At 43.1% G+C, this 17,078-nt stretch carries 16 protein-coding genes; 14 read left to right on the top strand and 2 right to left on the bottom strand.

All coding sequences use genetic code 11. The features are described from left to right. The first annotated feature begins 42 nt into the window (after positions 1–42). Positions 43–2,043, top strand: coding sequence for an NAD(P)/FAD-dependent oxidoreductase (locus INF20_RS07090; RefSeq protein ID WP_226385676.1), 2,001 nt, complete (start codon positions 43–45; stop codon positions 2,041–2,043). A 78-nt stretch (positions 2,044–2,121) separates the two neighbouring features. Here the strand turns inward: INF20_RS07090 and INF20_RS07085 are convergent, their stop codons facing one another. Next, positions 2,122–2,595, bottom strand: coding sequence for a methylglyoxal synthase (locus INF20_RS07085; RefSeq protein ID WP_226385675.1), 474 nt, complete (start codon positions 2,593–2,595; stop codon positions 2,122–2,124). A gap of 198 nt (positions 2,596–2,793) precedes the next feature. Here INF20_RS07085 and INF20_RS07080 point away from each other — a divergent pair, with 198 nt between their 5' ends. The 5 genes from INF20_RS07080 to INF20_RS07060 are packed head-to-tail and all read left to right on the top strand — an operon-like array spanning position 2,794 to position 7,422. Continuing rightward, positions 2,794–3,516: an AzlC family ABC transporter permease gene (locus INF20_RS07080; RefSeq protein ID WP_226385674.1), complete on the top strand. Its 723-nt coding sequence runs from the start codon at positions 2,794–2,796 to the stop codon at positions 3,514–3,516. Continuing rightward, entirely contained in the window at positions 3,517–3,852 is a 336-nt protein-coding gene (locus INF20_RS07075; RefSeq protein WP_226385673.1) for a branched-chain amino acid transporter permease, read from the top strand. 50 nt (positions 3,853–3,902) lie between these two features. Further along, on the top strand, positions 3,903–5,969 hold the full coding sequence (locus INF20_RS07070; protein ID WP_226385672.1) for a bifunctional metallophosphatase/5'-nucleotidase: 2,067 nt from the start codon (positions 3,903–3,905) through the stop codon (positions 5,967–5,969). 18 nt (positions 5,970–5,987) lie between these two features. After that, positions 5,988–6,590, top strand: a complete 603-nt coding sequence (locus INF20_RS07065; RefSeq protein ID WP_226385692.1) for an XTP/dITP diphosphatase — start codon at positions 5,988–5,990, stop codon at positions 6,588–6,590. 1 nt (position 6,591) lies between these two features. Beyond that, positions 6,592–7,422, top strand: a complete 831-nt coding sequence (locus tag INF20_RS07060) for a YihY/virulence factor BrkB family protein (protein ID WP_226385671.1) — start codon at positions 6,592–6,594, stop codon at positions 7,420–7,422. A gap of 100 nt (positions 7,423–7,522) precedes the next feature. Here the strand turns inward: INF20_RS07060 and INF20_RS07055 are convergent, their stop codons facing one another. Further along, positions 7,523–8,692, bottom strand: a complete 1,170-nt coding sequence (locus tag INF20_RS07055) for a 3-phosphoglycerate dehydrogenase family protein (protein ID WP_226385670.1) — start codon at positions 8,690–8,692, stop codon at positions 7,523–7,525. Between the two features lie 118 nt (positions 8,693–8,810). Here INF20_RS07055 and serC point away from each other — a divergent pair, with 118 nt between their 5' ends. The 8 genes from serC to INF20_RS07015 all read left to right on the top strand — a co-directional run bounded on the left by serC (position 8,811) and on the right by INF20_RS07015 (position 16,850). Then, positions 8,811–9,893 (top strand): 3-phosphoserine/phosphohydroxythreonine transaminase, encoded by a 1,083-nt coding sequence (gene serC, locus INF20_RS07050; RefSeq protein ID WP_226385669.1) that lies wholly within the window; start codon positions 8,811–8,813, stop codon positions 9,891–9,893. An 18-nt stretch (positions 9,894–9,911) separates the two neighbouring features. Further along, positions 9,912–11,126, top strand: coding sequence for a cofactor-independent phosphoglycerate mutase (locus INF20_RS07045; RefSeq protein WP_226385668.1), 1,215 nt, complete (start codon positions 9,912–9,914; stop codon positions 11,124–11,126). Positions 11,127–11,223: 97 nt separating this feature from the next. Further along, positions 11,224–12,432, top strand: a complete 1,209-nt coding sequence (locus tag INF20_RS07040; RefSeq protein ID WP_226385667.1) for a D-alanyl-D-alanine carboxypeptidase family protein — start codon at positions 11,224–11,226, stop codon at positions 12,430–12,432. Positions 12,433–12,443: 11 nt separating this feature from the next. Next, on the top strand, positions 12,444–14,366 hold the full coding sequence (gene uvrC / locus INF20_RS07035) for an excinuclease ABC subunit UvrC (protein WP_226385666.1): 1,923 nt from the start codon (positions 12,444–12,446) through the stop codon (positions 14,364–14,366). Between the two features lie 47 nt (positions 14,367–14,413). Next, positions 14,414–14,665, top strand: a complete 252-nt coding sequence (locus INF20_RS07030; RefSeq protein ID WP_226385665.1) for a DUF1292 domain-containing protein — start codon at positions 14,414–14,416, stop codon at positions 14,663–14,665. 96 nt (positions 14,666–14,761) lie between these two features. Next, positions 14,762–14,974, top strand: coding sequence for an HU family DNA-binding protein (locus tag INF20_RS07025; RefSeq protein ID WP_226385664.1), 213 nt, complete (start codon positions 14,762–14,764; stop codon positions 14,972–14,974). Between the two features lie 78 nt (positions 14,975–15,052). Further along, entirely contained in the window at positions 15,053–15,331 is a 279-nt protein-coding gene (locus INF20_RS07020; protein ID WP_226385663.1) for an HU family DNA-binding protein, read from the top strand. 115 nt (positions 15,332–15,446) lie between these two features. Next, positions 15,447–16,850 carry an NAD(P)/FAD-dependent oxidoreductase gene (locus INF20_RS07015; protein ID WP_226385662.1) on the top strand — a complete coding sequence of 468 codons (1,404 nt, stop codon included), beginning with the start codon at positions 15,447–15,449 and terminating at the stop codon, positions 16,848–16,850. The last annotated feature ends 228 nt before the right edge of the window (positions 16,851–17,078 follow it).

Below are 17,078 nucleotides of genomic sequence, written 5' to 3'. Positions count from 1 at the left end.
ACATTATATACAAGCATTTCTGATTCAAGGAGAAAGATAACAATGAAAAAGGATTACAAGCATATCTTTGAGCCGCTGACCATCAGACGCATGACCATGAAAAACAGAATCATGATGACTCCGATGGGAACAAACTACGGTGAACAGAGCGGAGAAATGAGCTTCCGTCACATTAATTATTATGAGCTTCGCGCAAAGGGCGGCACAGGCCTTATTATGGTGGAAAATGCCAATGTGGATTTTCCGACAGGCTCCAACGGTACGACACAGCTTCGTATAGATAAGGATAATTTTATTCCGAGACTATACATGCTCACAGAAACCGTTCATAAGCACGGTGCGTGCATCGGTATTCAGATTAACCATGCAGGAGCATCTGCCCAGTCGGCCCGTATAAACACTCAGCCTGTATCCGCATCGGATATACCTTCTAAGGAAGGCGGAGAAATTCCTCGTCCTTTAGATAAAGAGGAAATATTAAGAATAGTAAAGAAGTACGGCGAAGCAGCTAAGAGAGCTCAGACTGCAGGCTTTGACTGTGTGGAAATCCATGCTGGTCATTCCTACCTTATAAGTCAGTTCCTTTCACCGACAACAAATAAGAGAACCGATGAATTTGGAGGAAGCCCGGAAAACAGAGCGAGATTTGCTTCCATGGTACTCAAGGAGGTAAGAGCACAGGTGGGACCTTTCTTCCCAATTTTCCTGAGAGTAAGTGCCGATGAATTTATGGAAGGCGGCAATACTTTAGAGGATACATTACAGCTTTTGGAATATTTCCAGGAGGAAGCGGATGTTATAGATGTGTCCGCAGGTCTCAACGGTTCTCTACAGTATCAGATAGATGCCAACTATCTGCCTGACGGATGGCGTTCATATATGGCTAAAGCCGTTAAAGAAAAATTCGGCAAGCCTTGCGTAACAACGGGCAATATTCGTGACCCTAAGGTGGCTGATGAAATCCTTGAAAGAGGAGATGCAGACATCATCGGTATGGGTAGAGGTCTTATCGCTGACCCTGACTGGGTAAACAAGGTGGAATTTGGCGATGTTAAAGATATTAGAAAATGTATTTCCTGTAATGTTGGTTGTGCAGGACACAGAATCGGTATCAACAGACCTATTCGTTGTACCGTTAACCCAGCAGTTCCTACCGGCGAAGGATATAAGAAAAAACACATCAGCAAGCCTTGCAATGTAGTTGTTATCGGCGGAGGAACAGCAGGAATGGAAGCTGCCTGTACAGCGGCTGAAGTGGGCTGCACCACCTTCCTTATAGAAAAGAAACCTTATCTTGGCGGACTTGCTGCGGAAATTTCAAAGATTCCTGATAAGAAGAGATTGGCGGATTTTCCTAATTACATGATCCACCGTGCAGAGAACCTGAAAAACCTATTTGTATTTACGAACACCGAAGGTACTGTAGACTTTGTTAAAAACCTTAAACCAAATGTTATAGTCAATGCAACGGGTTCTCTGCCTCTGCTTCCGCCTATTGACGGTTTGCATGACAACCTGGGTAAAGAGGGAAGCCATGTGTATTCCATCTTTGACATGATAGAAAATATCAACAATTATCCTGAGGATATGAAGGGTAAAAAGGTTGCAGTAATCGGCGGAGGTGCCGTAGGCCTTGATGTAGTTGAATTCTTTGCCCCGAGAGGAGCGGAGGTTACCATTGTGGAGATGCTGCCTGCCATCGGAAACGGCATTGACCCTGTTTCAAAGGTTGGCACATTTACACTGATGAAAAAATACGGTGTTCGCCAGATGACCAATACGGCTCTTAAGGAAGTGAGAGCTAATTCATTCCTGGTGGAAACAAAGGACGGAATGGAAGAACTGGACTTTGATTACGGCTTTGTTTGCCTGGGTATGAAGGCAAATGCTCCTGTACTCAATGATATAAAAGAGGCCTTTGAAGAAGATGGCAATGTTGAAATTGTAAATATCGGCGACAGTGTAAGAGCAAGAAGAATCATAGAAGGAACCGATGAAGGTAGAAATATTTTAAATACTCTTGAAAAGAGAGGATATTTTTAAAACTCCGAAAACTCCTATGTTTGATTTCACTTAATAAAAAACAGGGAATGGTTACGATTAGTGTAATCCTTCCCTGTTTTATTTTATTATGTCGTTTTTCATTTCCGATGCTCTGTTTTCGGCGTTTTCTTCGCTGTCGATAACATCGTGTTCATATGGAGCAAACATGTATCCGCTACTGATGAGAAAGTCTGCTGTGGCTCTGTTGTTGGCCATCGGTATATCGTAAACTGTGGAAATTCTCACAAGAGCTTTGATGTCTGGGTCATGGGGCTGAGCTTCTAGGGGATCGGAAAAGAATATAAGCATATCTATTTTTCCGTCGGCTATAAGGGCTCCCACCTGCTGATCCCCGCCGAGAGGGCCTGACTTGTAAGCCTTAACCGGCAGCCCTGTTGCTTCTGCCACGAGCCTTGCAGTGGTGCCTGTTCCGCATAGGAAATGACCGCCTAAAGTAGCCTTATTTTTGATGCACCAGCTTACCAATTCATCCTTCTTATTATCGTGGGCGATAAGTGCGATGTGCTTTTGCGTGTTCATTGTCTTTTTCATCTGAAATCCTCCTTTCCTTATTATATTAGTGGTACGGATGTCGTATTCCACAACTCTAATATATACTAAAATCATCAAAAAACAACGGCGGCGGCATAGAATTAACACATATTAACAGAAGTTTTACAATGGATTAACAAATATGGTAAAATTAAACGATTGTAACTTAATTTCGAATTAAGAAAGGACCGATAAGAAATGACTGAAACAGCGGCTAAAAAGGAAAACGTATTTGACCGGAAAAGAACTTTCAGACAGGCTTTTTTAGATTCGCTGCCGGTGATGGCAGGATATGTGGTGCTTGGTCTGGGATATGGACTGATTATGGAGACCAGTGGATACAGCTTTTTGTGGGCTATGGCCATGAGTATATTTGTCTTTGCAGGCTCCATGCAGTATGTTACCGTATCCTTGCTCACGGGAGGAGCATCTCTTATCACTACGGGCCTTATGACACTTATGATAAACGCAAGACATTTCTTTTATGGCATATCCATGCTTGGTAAATACAAGGATATGGGTAAGGAAAAGCCGCTGCTAATACATACTCTTGTGGATGAAACATATTCGCTGGTATGTACAAGGCTTCACGACGAAGAATGGTTTGACGAAAAGAAATACTATCTGTATATATCTTTGCTCAACTGGAGCTACTGGGTGGTTGCCAGTGCTGCAGGAGGCATAGCGGGAACCTTTATAACCTTCGACACAACGGGTATAGATTTTGCTATGACAGCACTGTTTGTGGTTATATTTACAGAACAGTGGCTGAGTACAAAGGAGCATCTGCCTGCTCTTACGGGGCTTGGGGCTTCCCTAATATGCTTGCTTGTATTCGGACCGGACAGATTTTTGATTCCGGCCATGGTACTGATAAGTGCAGTATTGCTGCTTCTCAGAAAAAGACTGGAGGAAAAATAAATGCAGATAGATGTAATACACAGTATAGCAATAATAGCGGTGGTAGCTTTAGTAACCGCTCTAATAAGATTTTCGCCTTTTATTATCTTTCCTGCGGGAAAGGAAGCGCCTAAAACTATAAATTATCTGGGAACGGTGCTCCCATATGCCATAATGGGAATGCTGGTAATATACTGCCTGAGAAATACTTCCTTTGCTTCTGCAGGTCAGTGGGCACCGGCATTTATATCCGTTGCGTTGGTGGTGGCACTCCACGTGTGGAAACGAAATACCCTTATAAGTGTTCTGTGCGGTACAATATGCTATATGGTACTGGTGCAGACGGTGTTTGCATAGACAAAATATGATATAATTACCTGATAAGTATATCTGTGAAAGGAAAAAGTATGAAAAAAATAGTATCGCTGGTGACGGCATTTGTTATGGTGGCAGCCCTTGCGGCGGGCTTTGGTTCTGCCTTTAGCAGAGTTTCGGCTGCAGAGGGGGATACGGTATCGGTGCTGTTTACCCATGACATGCATAGCCATCTGGAAACGGAAAAGCAGACCAGAGATGGTAAAACCACGGAAAGCGGCGGTTTTGCCAAAATTAAAACTGTAAAGGACGATGTGGAAAAGGATTATCCGGGAACTTTCCTGCTGGATGCAGGGGATTTTTCCATGGGTACACCTTTCCAGACAATCTTTAAATCCGATGCGGCAGAACTTTCAGTAATGGCGCAGATAGGTTATGATGCAACAACCTTCGGTAATCATGAATTTGATTACGGAGCTGCAGGACTTGCCGACATGCTTAATACCGCAGCAAAATACGACAGCGATGACTACACCATGCCTGCCATTGTAGGCACTAATATAAACTGGGAGGCAACCTTGGCAGATGAGGAAGCATATCCTGACGGACAGAAACTGAAAAAGGCCTTTGATAACTATGGAGTTGAAGATTATACCATCATAGAAAAGGATGGCATAAGAATGGCTATATTCGGAGTAATCGGTGATGAAGCCATAAGCAATGCCCCTGAAGCGGGATTAGCCTTCAGCGATTATGTTAAAAGAGCACAAAAGATAGTAGATGAAATCGAAGAAAACGGCGATGCCGATATTATCGTTGCTTTAAGCCATGCAGGAACAAACGAAGATGACTTCAGCAGTTCAGAGGATGTCAAACTAGCTAAGGAAGTTAAGGGAATAGACCTTATTATAAGCGGACATTCTCATACTGTTCTCGATGAAGCGCAGAGCGTAGGAGATACAACTATAGTTTCCTGCGGAGAGTACACTGACAATGTTGGACACCTGGTTTTGGAAAAAAGTGGGGACAGCTATAAGGTTAGCGATTATCAGATTATAAAACTGGACGGCAGCGTGAAAAATGACAGCGATGTTCAGAGGACAATTGAAGGATTTAAATCTACGGTAAACAGCAAGTTCTTTAGCGATTACGGATATTCCTATGATGAGGTGCTGGCAGAAAGCGACTTTGCCTTTACCGATATAGGTGAGTTCGGAAAGCAGCAGGGTGAGGAACCTTTGGCAAATTTGATTTCCGATAGTTACATCTATGCTGTAAAACAGGCGGAAGGCAGTGACTCTGAACCTATTACAGCATCAATTATTCCTGCGGGAACTGTAAGAGCATCCTTTGATGAAGGCGATATTACAGTGGCAGATGCCTTTAATGTAAGCTCCCTTGGTATGGGGGCCGATGAAAGTGTCGGCTATCCTGTTGTAAGCATATATCTTACAGGTAAGGAGCTTAAGACGGCCGCCGAGGTTGATGCATCAATTTCTCCGGGAATGGGTGTTGCCCGTCTTTATATGAGCGGCATCGGCTATACCATAAACGATAAGAGACTCTTTTTAAACAGAGCTACAGATGTTGCAATAATCGATAACGAAGGAAATGAAATAGAAAAACTGGATAATGACAAGCTGTACAGAGTTGTGGGAGGACTTTATTCCTGTCAGATGCTGAGCATTGTAAAGGATCAGTCCCACGGTTTGCTTTCCATTGAGCCAAAGGATAAGGACGGCAATGTAATAACAGATTTTACTGAGCATATCGTAAAGGATAGAGACGGACAGGAACTCAAGGAATGGTACGCTTTAGCGTCATATATTGATTCCTTTGAAGGAAACAGCGTGCCTGACTATTATTCGACAACCCACAACAGAAAAGTGGTGGATAACAGTATCAATCCGGTGAAACTGCTTAAGCAGCCTAACCACATTGCCATAATGCTTACAGCAATAATCCTTATACCGGTGGTAATCATCGTGGGTATAATAGTTGCCTTTGTAAAAAGGAGAAATGCAAGACGAGGATTTGCAAAGAGCATGTTCTCAGGAAGCAGAAACCGCGGTTACAAGAGAACTATGAGCTCCCGCGGCGTAAGACCGTCAGTTCGTCACAGAAAGATGAGCATGAAGGGTAGAAAAAGAAGATTTTAACAGTTGAGAGGTGATATGGTGAAGGATATAGTCATAGCAACTCAGAATAAACATAAGATTGAAGAGATAGAAAAGATAACAAAAAACTTCGGCTTCAGACTTTTAAGCGGCAAAGAAGCGGGTATAGACGGAGTTGATGTTGTCGAAGACGGTACGACCTTTGAAGAAAATTCATATAAAAAGGCTTCGGAAATTATGAAGCTGACAGGCATGATAACCATAGCTGATGATTCTGGCCTTGAGGTTGATGCTTTGAACGGCGCACCGGGCGTTTATAGCGCTCGTTTTGCCGGTGAAGATGCTTCTGACGAAGATAACAACAGGAAGCTGATGGCTGAGCTTAAAGGGGTTCCATTTGAAAAAAGAACAGCCAGATATGTATGCGTTATTACCATGTTGTTCCCTGATGGCAGAAAACTGGTGGCAAGGGGAGAAAGCGAAGGACATATAGCTGAAGAACCGTCAGGAAATAACGGATTTGGTTACGATCCGTATTTTATACCAGAAGGATACGATAAAACCTTCGGGTGCTTTGATATGGATGAAAAAAATAAGATAAGTCACAGAGCGAGAGCGCTGGAAAAACTGGCGCAGCTGCTGGATCAGGAGGAAAACCGTTAATATGCGTAAAAGGGATCGTGTATTTAAAATGATCACCCTGGGATTAAAGCAGATGCAGGACCCGTATTACCAGGGCTTTGCAGCGCAGCTGTCATTTTACTTTATTTTGGCGCTGGTACCTATAATACTGTTGATATCCCAGGTGCTGACAAGCATATTTAAACAGAACCTTGAAGATGCCATAGGATGGATTATGGATTATATCGGAACCTCTGGCATAGGCAGCTATATCGAAAAGCTGGTAATAGGTAACGGCGGCGGTGCCATGAGTCTGGTATTTATAATCATCGCTGTTTGGGCGGCCTCTAGGGTTCAGTTCTCCATGATGAGAATTACAAATTATACTTTCAGTGACGGACAGTACACAGGAAAGGGCTTTTTGAGAGACAGGATAAGAGCCTTTGCAACCATGGGACTTACCATACTGACAATAGTATTTGCCATAATAGTGCTGCTGTATGGAGATGTTATTTTAAGCACAGTTCTTAAAATCATCGGAAAGGAAAGCGATGCCACCGACATTTGGATGGTATTGCGCTGGCCTATAGCTATAGTACTGTATTTTCTGATGATTAGCTTTAACTATTATGTGCTTCCTATGCGCAGGATGAAATTTAGAGAGATTATACCGGGAAGTATATTTGCTTCAGTGGGCCTTTTGATTGTATCCTATCTGTATTCGAAATACGCATTTAGCATAGCCAACTACAGCTTACTATATGGCTCTTTGGCAACGATAGTGGCGTTGCTGTTTTGGTTTTACTTCCTTGCGTGGGTGCTGTTTTTGGGTATACTTGTAAACAAGGTATGGGCTGATACAAAGACCTATTGACGAATTATTGATGACATAAGAGATTTAATACCAAAAGACCGGAATATCCGTAAGGATGCTTCCGGTCTTTTGTAATGCGTATATTAGAAAATGCAATGTGTTATCTGCTTCTTATAATCCTTATCCTTATGATGCCGTCAATATCCAGAGCGCTTTTAAATTGCTCTTCGGTAACCTCGGCGTCTATGTCCATGAGGGTTACGGCAAAATCGCCCTTGGATTTATTTGTCAGATCTCTGATATTTACATTGAGGTCGGACATGATACCTGTAATCTTACCCAACATAGAAGGAATATTTTTATTTAAAATACATACTCTGGCGTGAGCCTCCTTGTTAAGTTCGCCCATGGAGCAATTAGGATAGTTTACGGAATTTACAACGTTTCCCTTTTCGATATATTCCATTAGCTGATCTGCTGCCATCATAGCGCAGTTGTCTTCGGCTTCTTTAGTGGAAGCGCCTAGGTGCGGCAGCATTATGACTTTATCAAGACCTGCGATTCCAGCAGTTGGAAAGTCAGTTACATAGTAACGGAGGCTTCCTGCTGCAAGGGCTTCTGTAAGAGCCTTTTCGTTAACAAGTTTGTCCCTAGAGAAGTTTAAAAGCACCGCACCGTCCTTCATCTGGCTAAAACGCCTAGAATCAAACATACCTGTGGTGTCTTCAGTTGCAGGAACATGCAAAGTTACAAAGTCGCTGGCGGCAAGTAGCTCGCCGGCATCTTCTGTTACTGGTATCGTGTTGGAAAGATTATGAGCCGATTTAATGGATATAAATGGGTCATATCCGATAACATTCATGCCGAGAGTTTGGGCAGCATTGGCAACCAATACGCCTATGGCTCCGAGACCTACAACGCCCAAGGTCTTTCCAGCTATTTCGGTTCCGGCAAACTGACTTTTGCCCTTTTCCACTGCCTCGGAAATATTTTCCGTTAGGGAAGATGCCCATTTTATACCAGATGGAATATTTCTTGCTGCCAGAAGCATTCCGGCAATTACCAGTTCCTTTACGGCGTTGGCATTGGCTCCCGGCGTGTTAAATACAACGATGCCTTCCTCTGCACATTTTTCTACCGGTATGTTGTTGACGCCGGCGCCTGCCCTGGCGATGGCCAAAAGCTCATCGGAAAATTCCATGTCCTTCATGTTCTGGCTTCTTACGATGATTCCCGATGCCTTTTCGGGCTCGTCGATAAGAGTATATTTATCACTGAAGCGGCTTAGTCCTGCCGGCGATATTTTGTTTAGTGTAGCGATTTTATACATTGAAATAGCTCCTTTCCAGAAAAATTGTTGATATAAAGTATAACACTTTACCATATTCGAGTAAAGTGTTATAATTCTGAAAAAGGCGAAAATAGTGACAATTTGGAGGTATATACATATGAAAAGAGCTTTTAATTTTTCGGCAGGTCCGTCGATGCTGCCGCTTGATGTTATAGAAAAGGTGGCAGCAGAGCTTACGGATTACAACGGATGCGGTGAGTCGGTAATGGAAATGTCCCACAGATCAGCTGAATTTAAGCAGATTTTGAAGGATGCTGAAGCGGATTTAAGGGATCTTATGAGCATACCGGACAACTATAAAGTGCTCTTCCTTCAGGGCGGAGGTACGTTACAGTTTTCAATGGTGCCTTTAAATTTGATGACGGGTTCAAAAAAGGCAGACTATATCGTAGGCGGCTCATGGGCTAAAAAGGCGGCTAAGGAAGCTGCTAAGTTCGGTGATGTCAAAGTTGTGGCTTCCTCTGAAGATGACAATTTCACATATATACCTAAGGTGGATAAAAGTCAGATAAGACCGGATGCTGACTATGTGCATATAACGTATAACAACACCATCTACGGAACTCATTATGCAGAGGTTCCTGATGTGGGCGATGTGACGCTAGTTGCTGATATGTCATCGTGTATACTTTCCGAAAATATCGATGTAAGTAAATTTGGTCTCATATATGCTGGTGCTCAGAAAAACATCGGCCCTGCAGGTATGACTCTTGTGATTGTAAGAGAAGACCTTTTAGGTAAAGCTCCTGCGGATATTCCTATTTATTTAGATTATCAGATTCACGCTGACAATGATTCTTCATACAACACGCCTCCTTGTTTTGCCATATATGTAGCAGGAGAAGTGTTTAAGAAAATCAAGAGGGAAGGCGGCGTTGAAGTGCTTCTTAAGGCCAATGTTGAGAAGGCAAAGATGCTTTATGATTACATCGACGGCAGCGGATTTTATAAATGTCCTGTGGCTAAAGAAGATAGATCATTGATGAATGTTGTCTTTGTAACGGGAAACGGAGACCTGGACAAGAAGTTTGTTTCCCAGGCAAAGGAAAAGGGACTGCATAATCTGGGAGGACACAGATCCATAGGAGGAATGAGAGCATCAATTTACAATGCAATGCCTAAAGAAGGTGTTGAGGCACTTATAGACTTCATGGAGGAATTCAGAAAGGAAAACGCTTAATTTTAAGCAGGTGAAGATATGAAATATTTTGTACTGGTGCCCGACGGGGCAGGAGATGAAAAACTAGAAGAACTGGGAGGTAAAACTCCTTTGGAAGTGGCCAATATGCCATGTGCAGACGCTTTAGCTGCAGAAGGCGAAGTGGGAATGGTAAGAACCGTACCTGAAGGCATAGCGCCGGGAAGCGATGCGGCAAATCTGTCGGTCATGGGTTATGACCCGGCAATTTATCTCACAGGAAGATCTCCTTTGGAAGCTGCCAGCATCGGCATAGACATGGATGATACGGATGTTGCCTTCAGAACAAACATAATAACCATCGAAGGTGACGGAGCCTACGAGGATATGACCATTGTGGATCACAGCGCAGGGGACATAACCACTGCAGAGGCACAGCAGCTTATCGAAGCTTTAGCCGCAGAGCTTTCCACAGAGGACATAAAATTCTATCCGGGCGTAAGCTACAGGCACTGCATGATAATGAAAAATGGTCGTACGGATTATGAGCTGACTCCTCCTCACGATGTTTTGGGACAGAGAGTCGGAGATCATCTGCCAAAGGGCGAGGGAGCCGAGTTCATCACCGACATGATGAAAAAGAGTTATGAGATTTTAAAGGATCATCCCGTAAATCTTGAGAGAATTAAAAAAGGCCTTAATCCTGCAAATACTGCATGGATATGGGGTCAGGGTAAGAAGCCTGCTCTTTCCGCCTTTAAGGAAAAGTACGGACTTTCCGGTGCTGCAATAAGTGCCGTTGATCTTATCAAGGGTATAGCAATCTGCGCAGGCCTTGACAGTATCGATGTGGAAGGAGCAACAGGAACACTTCATACCAATTATGACGGAAAGAAGGATGCGGCTATAAAGGCCTTTGAAGAAGGCAAGGATTTTGTATATATGCATCTTGAAGGCCCGGATGAATGCGGACATCAGGCTGATATAGACGGCAAGATTGAAGCCTTAGAAAAGATAGATGAACTGGTGCTTAAGCCGGTTGTGGAATATCTGAAAGAAAGTGGTGAAGACTTTAAAGTGCTTATCGTGCCAGATCACAGGACTCCGATATGCATAAGAACCCACAGTTCCACTCCTGTACCTTATGTTATTTACAGAAGCGATGATGTAAAGGAACAGGATAGCTCCAGAGGATTTAACGAAACCGCAGGAGAAGCTTCAGGAAGATTCTTTGAGCAGGGGTACGAAATGGCGGATTATTTCTTTGCCGGATAGAATATTTATTGCAGATGGATATCCGAATCTACTTTTCTTATGATATAATAAATAGGATAGTATCATGGAGGAGAGCCATCCTAGGTGGCGGGGAAATATGACATTAAACCGAAGAATAAGAAAGACATATATTTGTTTTATAACGGCATTGATTATGGTACTGTCTGTATTTACACAGGCAGTACCTGTTTTTGCTGTAACCGGTGAAGCTCCAGTTACAGATAGCAGCGCAGCAATTGTTGTAGATGCCGGAACGGGAGCCGTTGTCTATCGTAAAAATGAAAAGGCATCCTTTAATCCGAAAGCGATGACAAAGCTGATGACTGCCCTTGTTGCGGCGGATAAAAAGAAGCTGACGGATGGAGATATAGCCAAGATAGGAGATATGCTGACAGCTTCCGACAGCAAAGGGACTGAAGCGCTGGCAAAGGAAATCTCTGGAAGCACATCTGCCTTCTGCAAGGAAATGAATGCCAAGGCTAAGGAACTGGGATGTAAAGGTACAAATTTTGTAAGTCCGGAAGGACAGACATCTGATGAAAAGCATAAAACCACTCTGGCAGACATGAAGTTGATTGCTAAGGCCTTTGCGGACAGCAAGCTTTCTTCGACAATAAAAACGGAAAAAAAGAAGGATAAAGATGAAAAAGCTTATATGACCCTTGTCAGCGGTGATGGTGAAAAAAGCGGCATTTGCACAGTGGCTGTTGGAGATAAAGGGGAAACAAGACTTATTGTACTGGCAACGGGAGGATCTTCTGCCGAAAGCAGTCTTACAGATGCAGAGTCTCTGCTCAGCTACTGCCTGGACAACTACAGGACATACACTGCAATGAAGGCCGGTGAAAAAGCTGGAAAGGTAAAGGTTAAAGGCGGACAGAAAAGCTATGCCAAAGTAGCGGCAAAAGAGGACCTTAAAGTGACACTTCCGTCGGAAGGAGCGGATTCCTTGGTAGAAACCGAAACGGTACTGGAAGAAGAGCTTAAAGCACCGGTGGAAAAGGGAACTGTGGCAGGTAAGGTCAGAGCCATAGAAGCGGGAGTCGTAACCGCAGAAGTGGATTTAGTAGTGACCGGAGACATAGGAACCGGCGGACCATGGACCAAGGTGGGCATTTCAGATTATATGCTTATTGGCATAGGTGCTGCGTTGGTGCTGCTATTGATTTTAGTTATTGTTATTAAAGTCAAGAGAAGCCGCAAAAAGAAGAGAATTGCCGAAATGAGAGCAAAAAAAAGGCAGGAAGAAGCCATGCGTATTGCTCTTGAAAGGGCAGAAAAGAAAAGAAGAGATTGGCCTTATTAACGGAGGAGCCGATGTTTGATATAAAGGAAAATTTAAAAAAACTCCCGGATGAACCGGGAGTTTATCTGCATAAGGATAAGCTGGGACAAATAATATATGTGGGAAAAGCTGTTTCTCTAAAAAAGAGAGTAAGGCAGTACTTTCAGTCTTCAAAAAATATGGACCCAAAGGTTAGAGCCATGGTTGCCAATATTGAAGAGTTTGAGTACATAAGATGCGGCAGCGAGATGGAAGCGTTGGTGCTGGAAAACAACCTTATAAAAAAGTATCAGCCTAAGTACAATATACTTTTGAGAGATGATAAGACTTATCCGTATATATGTGTAACGGCGGACAAATGGCCGAGAATCATCAAGACAAGAAGGATATTAAAGGACGGGGCAAAGTATTTCGGGCCGTACAGTGATGTGGGTGCCGTAAACAGCATGGTGGATCTTTTAAACAGCGTCTACCGCATAAAAAAATGCTCCGCTTCCGAATTTCCGGAAGGGTTTAGACCATGTCTCAATTACCACATAGGTCAGTGTGATGGCATATGCACAGGCAAAGCAGATCACGGCGATTATATGAACAGGGTCGAAGAGGCTGTTAAATTTCTAAGGGGAAAGCAGTCAGACCTTTTGTCATACCTTAAGGAACAGATGAACGAGGCATCGGAAAATCTGGACTTTGAAAATGCCGCAAGATACAGGGATTATATTATTGCGGCAAAGGCCCTTACGGAAAAGCAGAGAGTCACCCTGTCCCACGGTGGGGATATGGATTTAATCCTGTATGCAGGCAGAGGATATGTGACAAAGTTCCTTGTGCGTGACGGTAAGCTCATAGGAAGGGACACTTTTGATATGAAAGTGCCTGAAACCGAAGAAGCAGGAAGCGTCATCGAGGCTTTCATAAAACAGCATTACGGACAGATGCCTGAGGGTCCGTCGGAAATTCTTCTCAGCAAAGATTTAGAAGATAGAGAAATTTTACAGGAATTTCTTTCCCAGTGCTGGGGTAAAAAGGTCTCTATAAATGTTCCGGTCAGAGGCGAAAAGAAAGCTTTTATGGAAATGGCTCTAAGGGACACCATGGAACTGACTGACAGCATAGAGGAAAAGGAAAAAAATAAGAAGGAACGAGCCGAAAGATTAAGAACGCAAATAGGCGATGTGATTGCAAAGGCAAAGGTCGGGCCGCCGTCTGAAAGTTGGGTTGACGAAGAGACGGGAGAAATCATATCGTTGTTAAGCGATACAAAAAACAGAAATTACAGAGTTGAAGCCTACGACATTTCAAATATAAACGGAGTGGACAATGTGGGTGTCATGGTTGTTTATGAGGGGCTTAAACCGATAAAGAAAGCATACAGAAAGTTTAGGATAAAAACGGTGGACGGCGCCGACGATTATGCTTCCATGAGAGAAGTCATAGCCCGCAGAGTGAAAAGAGGACTTTCGGGAGACAAGACATTTTTACCTTTGCCGGATCTGATGCTTATAGATGGCGGAAAGGGACATGTGCAGGTGGTGAGGGAAACCTTGGAGAGCCTCGGCGTGGAAATAGCCGTTACTGGAATGGCAAAGGATGACTTTCACAGAACAAGAGCCCTTGTTTATTGTCCTCAGTCTGCAGGTGGCAACGGAGAGTTTGTCGAAGAAGAGCTTAAAGGCAACGGCATGCTCTTTGGCTATATTGGTGGAATTCAGGAGGAAGTTCATAGATTTGCCATTGACTATCACAGGGGCAAGCGTCGAAAGGGAATGCTTAAATCGGCATTAGACGATATACCAGGTATAGGCCCGAAAAAGAGGACTTCCCTTATGAATTATTTTGGCAATGTAGAAAAAATAAAAGAAGCTTCCGCAGAGGAACTGCTCAAGGTGCCCGGTATAACTCAGGCAAATGCTGAGGTGATAGTTAATTTCTTTATTGATAAAAAAGGCGACTGATGGTATAGTAAATAATCATTATCACTGAAAAAACGGAGGAAAGCACAATGACAGAAGAGAAGGATATGGTCACTCTCGAATTTGAAGACAAAGAAGTTGAATGTGAAATTATGGGTGTCTTTGAAGCAGAGGGAAAGGAATACATAGCTCTCATACCTGAAGACGGTACTGACGATGTATGGATTTACGGCTATAAGGAAGTCGGCGATGACGAGTTTGAAATCATCGACATTGAAGACGATGCTGAATTTGAAGCTGCTGTAAAGGAATTTGACGCAATAATGGCATCAGCAGAATAATAATGACATATCTGAAGCACGCAGGCAAAAGCTGCGTGCTTTTTTATTACAGTTGCAAAAGTCTCTTATATTGACAGGAAACGCAGGGGGTATAACATGAATAAAAAGGAACTTGTAGGGGCTATAGTTGATAAGACGGGATTCACGAAAAAGGATTCAGAAGTAGCACTCAAAGCTATTGTTGAAAGCATTGAAGAAGAGCTCGTAAAAGGTGGTTCTGTAAAGCTTATCGGATTTATAACATCGGATGTGATTTATATTACATCCGGTATTTTTTTGTTGGAAATTATGATAAAATATAAATTGTAGTTTTATATAAGTTGGGTGGGGCGCGTAAAACTGCCTTCTGACAGCCGGCCGCGCGCCCCGGATAGTTAGGAGGAACAAATGAATAAGAAGGAACTGGTTGAAGCCATCGCAGGAAAAACTGGATTCACTAAAAAGGATTCGGAGTTAGTTCTTGATGCGGCCATGGAAACCATCGAAAATGAGTTGGTAAGTGGCGGCTCTGTTAAGTTGATTGGATTTGGCAGCTTTGCTGTTGTCGACAGAAGACCGAGAACAGGTAGAAACCCAAGAAAACCGGAACAGCCAATTAAAATTCCTGCTTCTAAAGCTGTTGTATTTAAAACCGGCAGTGACCTTAAAAAGAAGGTTAACAAATAGATTGACAGAAGTGGAAAACGGCACAACTTTTCCGGGTGCGATAAAGTCGCATCCGGAGTTTTTACGACCGGATATCAAATAAGTAAAGCAAAGTGCCACGGAGGAAGAAAGAAGTATGACAAATTCAGCAGAAAACAAAAGATATGACATAATAATAGTTGGTGCAGGAGCCGGCGGTGTGTTTATGACCTATGAGCTTATGAAGCTTAAAGCTAAAGCGAAGGTTTTAGTTATAGAAAAGGGCGGCCCTCTGGAAAACAGAAAGTGTCCTATTTCCGCAGGAAAAACTGATAAGTGCGTTAAATGCAATCCGTGCAGCATTATGAACGGATACGGCGGTGCAGGATCCCTTTCTGACGGAAAATACAATATAACAACTCAATTCGGCGGGGAACTGCATAAATATATAGGCGAGGAAAAAGCCATGGAGCTGATGGAATATGTGGACAGCGTTTTATGCGAACACGGAGGTGCTGACGCAAAGCTCTATTCCACAGGAAACTCCGAACTTAAAACTATAGCGTTGAGAAATAATCTGCATCTGCTGGAAGCAAAGGTAAGACATCTGGGAACGGACAGAAATGTTAAAATTTTAGGAAACATGTATGCCGAAACCGGAAATGCCATAGAACATAAATTCTATACGGGAGTTGCAGATGTTAAGCATCTGGGAGATCATGATTTTGAAGTTGTGACAGAGGACGGTGAAAGTTACAGATGTTCTGATCTGGTGCTGGCTACCGGTAGAAGCGGCTCCAAATGGATAGGAGATATATGCAGCGGCATGGGTATTCATATGAGCTCCAACAGAGTGGATATAGGAGTGAGAGTTGAGCTGCCTGCGGAAATCTTTAAGCATATTACAGATGAAGTATACGAATCAAAAATAGTATACAAAACGGAGCAGTATAACGACCAGGTAAGGACATTTTGCATGAATCCTTACGGAGAGGTGGTAACGGAAAATACCAACGGTATTATCACTGTGAACGGGCACAGCTATGCAGATCCGGCCCTGAGAACGGAAAATACTAACTTCGCACTTTTAGTTACTAATACATTTACTGAGCCTTTTAAGGATAGCAATGAATATGGTGAGTCCATAGCCAGACTTTCAAATATGCTAGGAGGAGGAGTTCTGATGCAGCGCTTCGGTGACCTTGTTAAAGGCAGAAGAAGCAGCGAGCGCAGAATGGAAAAGTGCTTTACAAGGCCTACTCTTAAAGCTACACCGGGAGACTTATCTCTTGTCATACCAAAAAGACAACTTGACAGCATAATCGAAATGGTATACGCTTTAGATAAGATTGCGCCAGGAACGGCCAATGAGGACACATTGCTTTATGGAGTTGAGGTTAAATTCTATAATTCTAAAATCGATGTGGACGAAAATTTGGAGACGGCCGTAAAGGGTCTTTATGCTTTAGGGGACGGCTCCGGAGTAACTCATTCGCTTTCACAGGCTTCGGCCTCGGGAGTGTATGTGGCAAGGAGACTTGCTGAAAAATATGGTAAATAACAGATCAATTTATGATATAGGAGGATAAGAATGAACGGTTTTGCGCGTAATTCACACATAAACAAAGCGGCCTGTATGACATGCTGCTGTTGTTGTTGTGCGAAAAACTGTGATGATACGCGCGAGTCTGACGGGTTCTTATCTTAAATCAGAAGGCAGCATATTGCCTTTCCAAAGATTAAAAATGCGGACAAAAATAGAGCGTATCATCGATTAAGTTGATACGCT

This window comes from Gallibacter intestinalis (assembly GCF_014982745.1).
Lineage (GTDB): Bacteria > Bacillota > Clostridia > Peptostreptococcales > Anaerovoracaceae > Gallibacter > Gallibacter intestinalis.
Note: the sequence above shows the minus strand (reverse complement) of the source record. Positions and strands in the feature narration are given on the sequence as shown.

What these genes read in the sequence shown, in the direction of transcription:
- serC (WP_226385669.1), top strand. Translation starts at nt 8,811, where the DNA reads ATGAAAAGAGCTTTTAATTTTTCGGCAGGTCCGTCGATGCTGCCGCTT.
- uvrC (WP_226385666.1), top strand. Translation starts at nt 12,444, where the DNA reads ATGTTTGATATAAAGGAAAATTTAAAAAAACTCCCGGATGAACCGGGA.
- INF20_RS07060 (WP_226385671.1), top strand. Translation starts at nt 6,592, where the DNA reads ATGCGTAAAAGGGATCGTGTATTTAAAATGATCACCCTGGGATTAAAG.
- INF20_RS07030 (WP_226385665.1), top strand. Translation starts at nt 14,414, where the DNA reads ATGACAGAAGAGAAGGATATGGTCACTCTCGAATTTGAAGACAAAGAA.
- INF20_RS07070 (WP_226385672.1), top strand. Translation starts at nt 3,903, where the DNA reads ATGAAAAAAATAGTATCGCTGGTGACGGCATTTGTTATGGTGGCAGCC.
- INF20_RS07075 (WP_226385673.1), top strand. Translation starts at nt 3,517, where the DNA reads ATGCAGATAGATGTAATACACAGTATAGCAATAATAGCGGTGGTAGCT.
- INF20_RS07045 (WP_226385668.1), top strand. Translation starts at nt 9,912, where the DNA reads ATGAAATATTTTGTACTGGTGCCCGACGGGGCAGGAGATGAAAAACTA.
- INF20_RS07025 (WP_226385664.1), top strand. Translation starts at nt 14,762, where the DNA reads ATGAATAAAAAGGAACTTGTAGGGGCTATAGTTGATAAGACGGGATTC.
- INF20_RS07080 (WP_226385674.1), top strand. Translation starts at nt 2,794, where the DNA reads ATGACTGAAACAGCGGCTAAAAAGGAAAACGTATTTGACCGGAAAAGA.
- INF20_RS07020 (WP_226385663.1), top strand. Translation starts at nt 15,053, where the DNA reads ATGAATAAGAAGGAACTGGTTGAAGCCATCGCAGGAAAAACTGGATTC.
- INF20_RS07085 (WP_226385675.1), bottom strand. Translation starts at nt 2,595, where the DNA reads ATGAAAAAGACAATGAACACGCAAAAGCACATCGCACTTATCGCCCAC.
- INF20_RS07040 (WP_226385667.1), top strand. Translation starts at nt 11,224, where the DNA reads ATGACATTAAACCGAAGAATAAGAAAGACATATATTTGTTTTATAACG.
- INF20_RS07090 (WP_226385676.1), top strand. Translation starts at nt 43, where the DNA reads ATGAAAAAGGATTACAAGCATATCTTTGAGCCGCTGACCATCAGACGC.
- INF20_RS07015 (WP_226385662.1), top strand. Translation starts at nt 15,447, where the DNA reads ATGACAAATTCAGCAGAAAACAAAAGATATGACATAATAATAGTTGGT.
- INF20_RS07055 (WP_226385670.1), bottom strand. Translation starts at nt 8,692, where the DNA reads ATGTATAAAATCGCTACACTAAACAAAATATCGCCGGCAGGACTAAGC.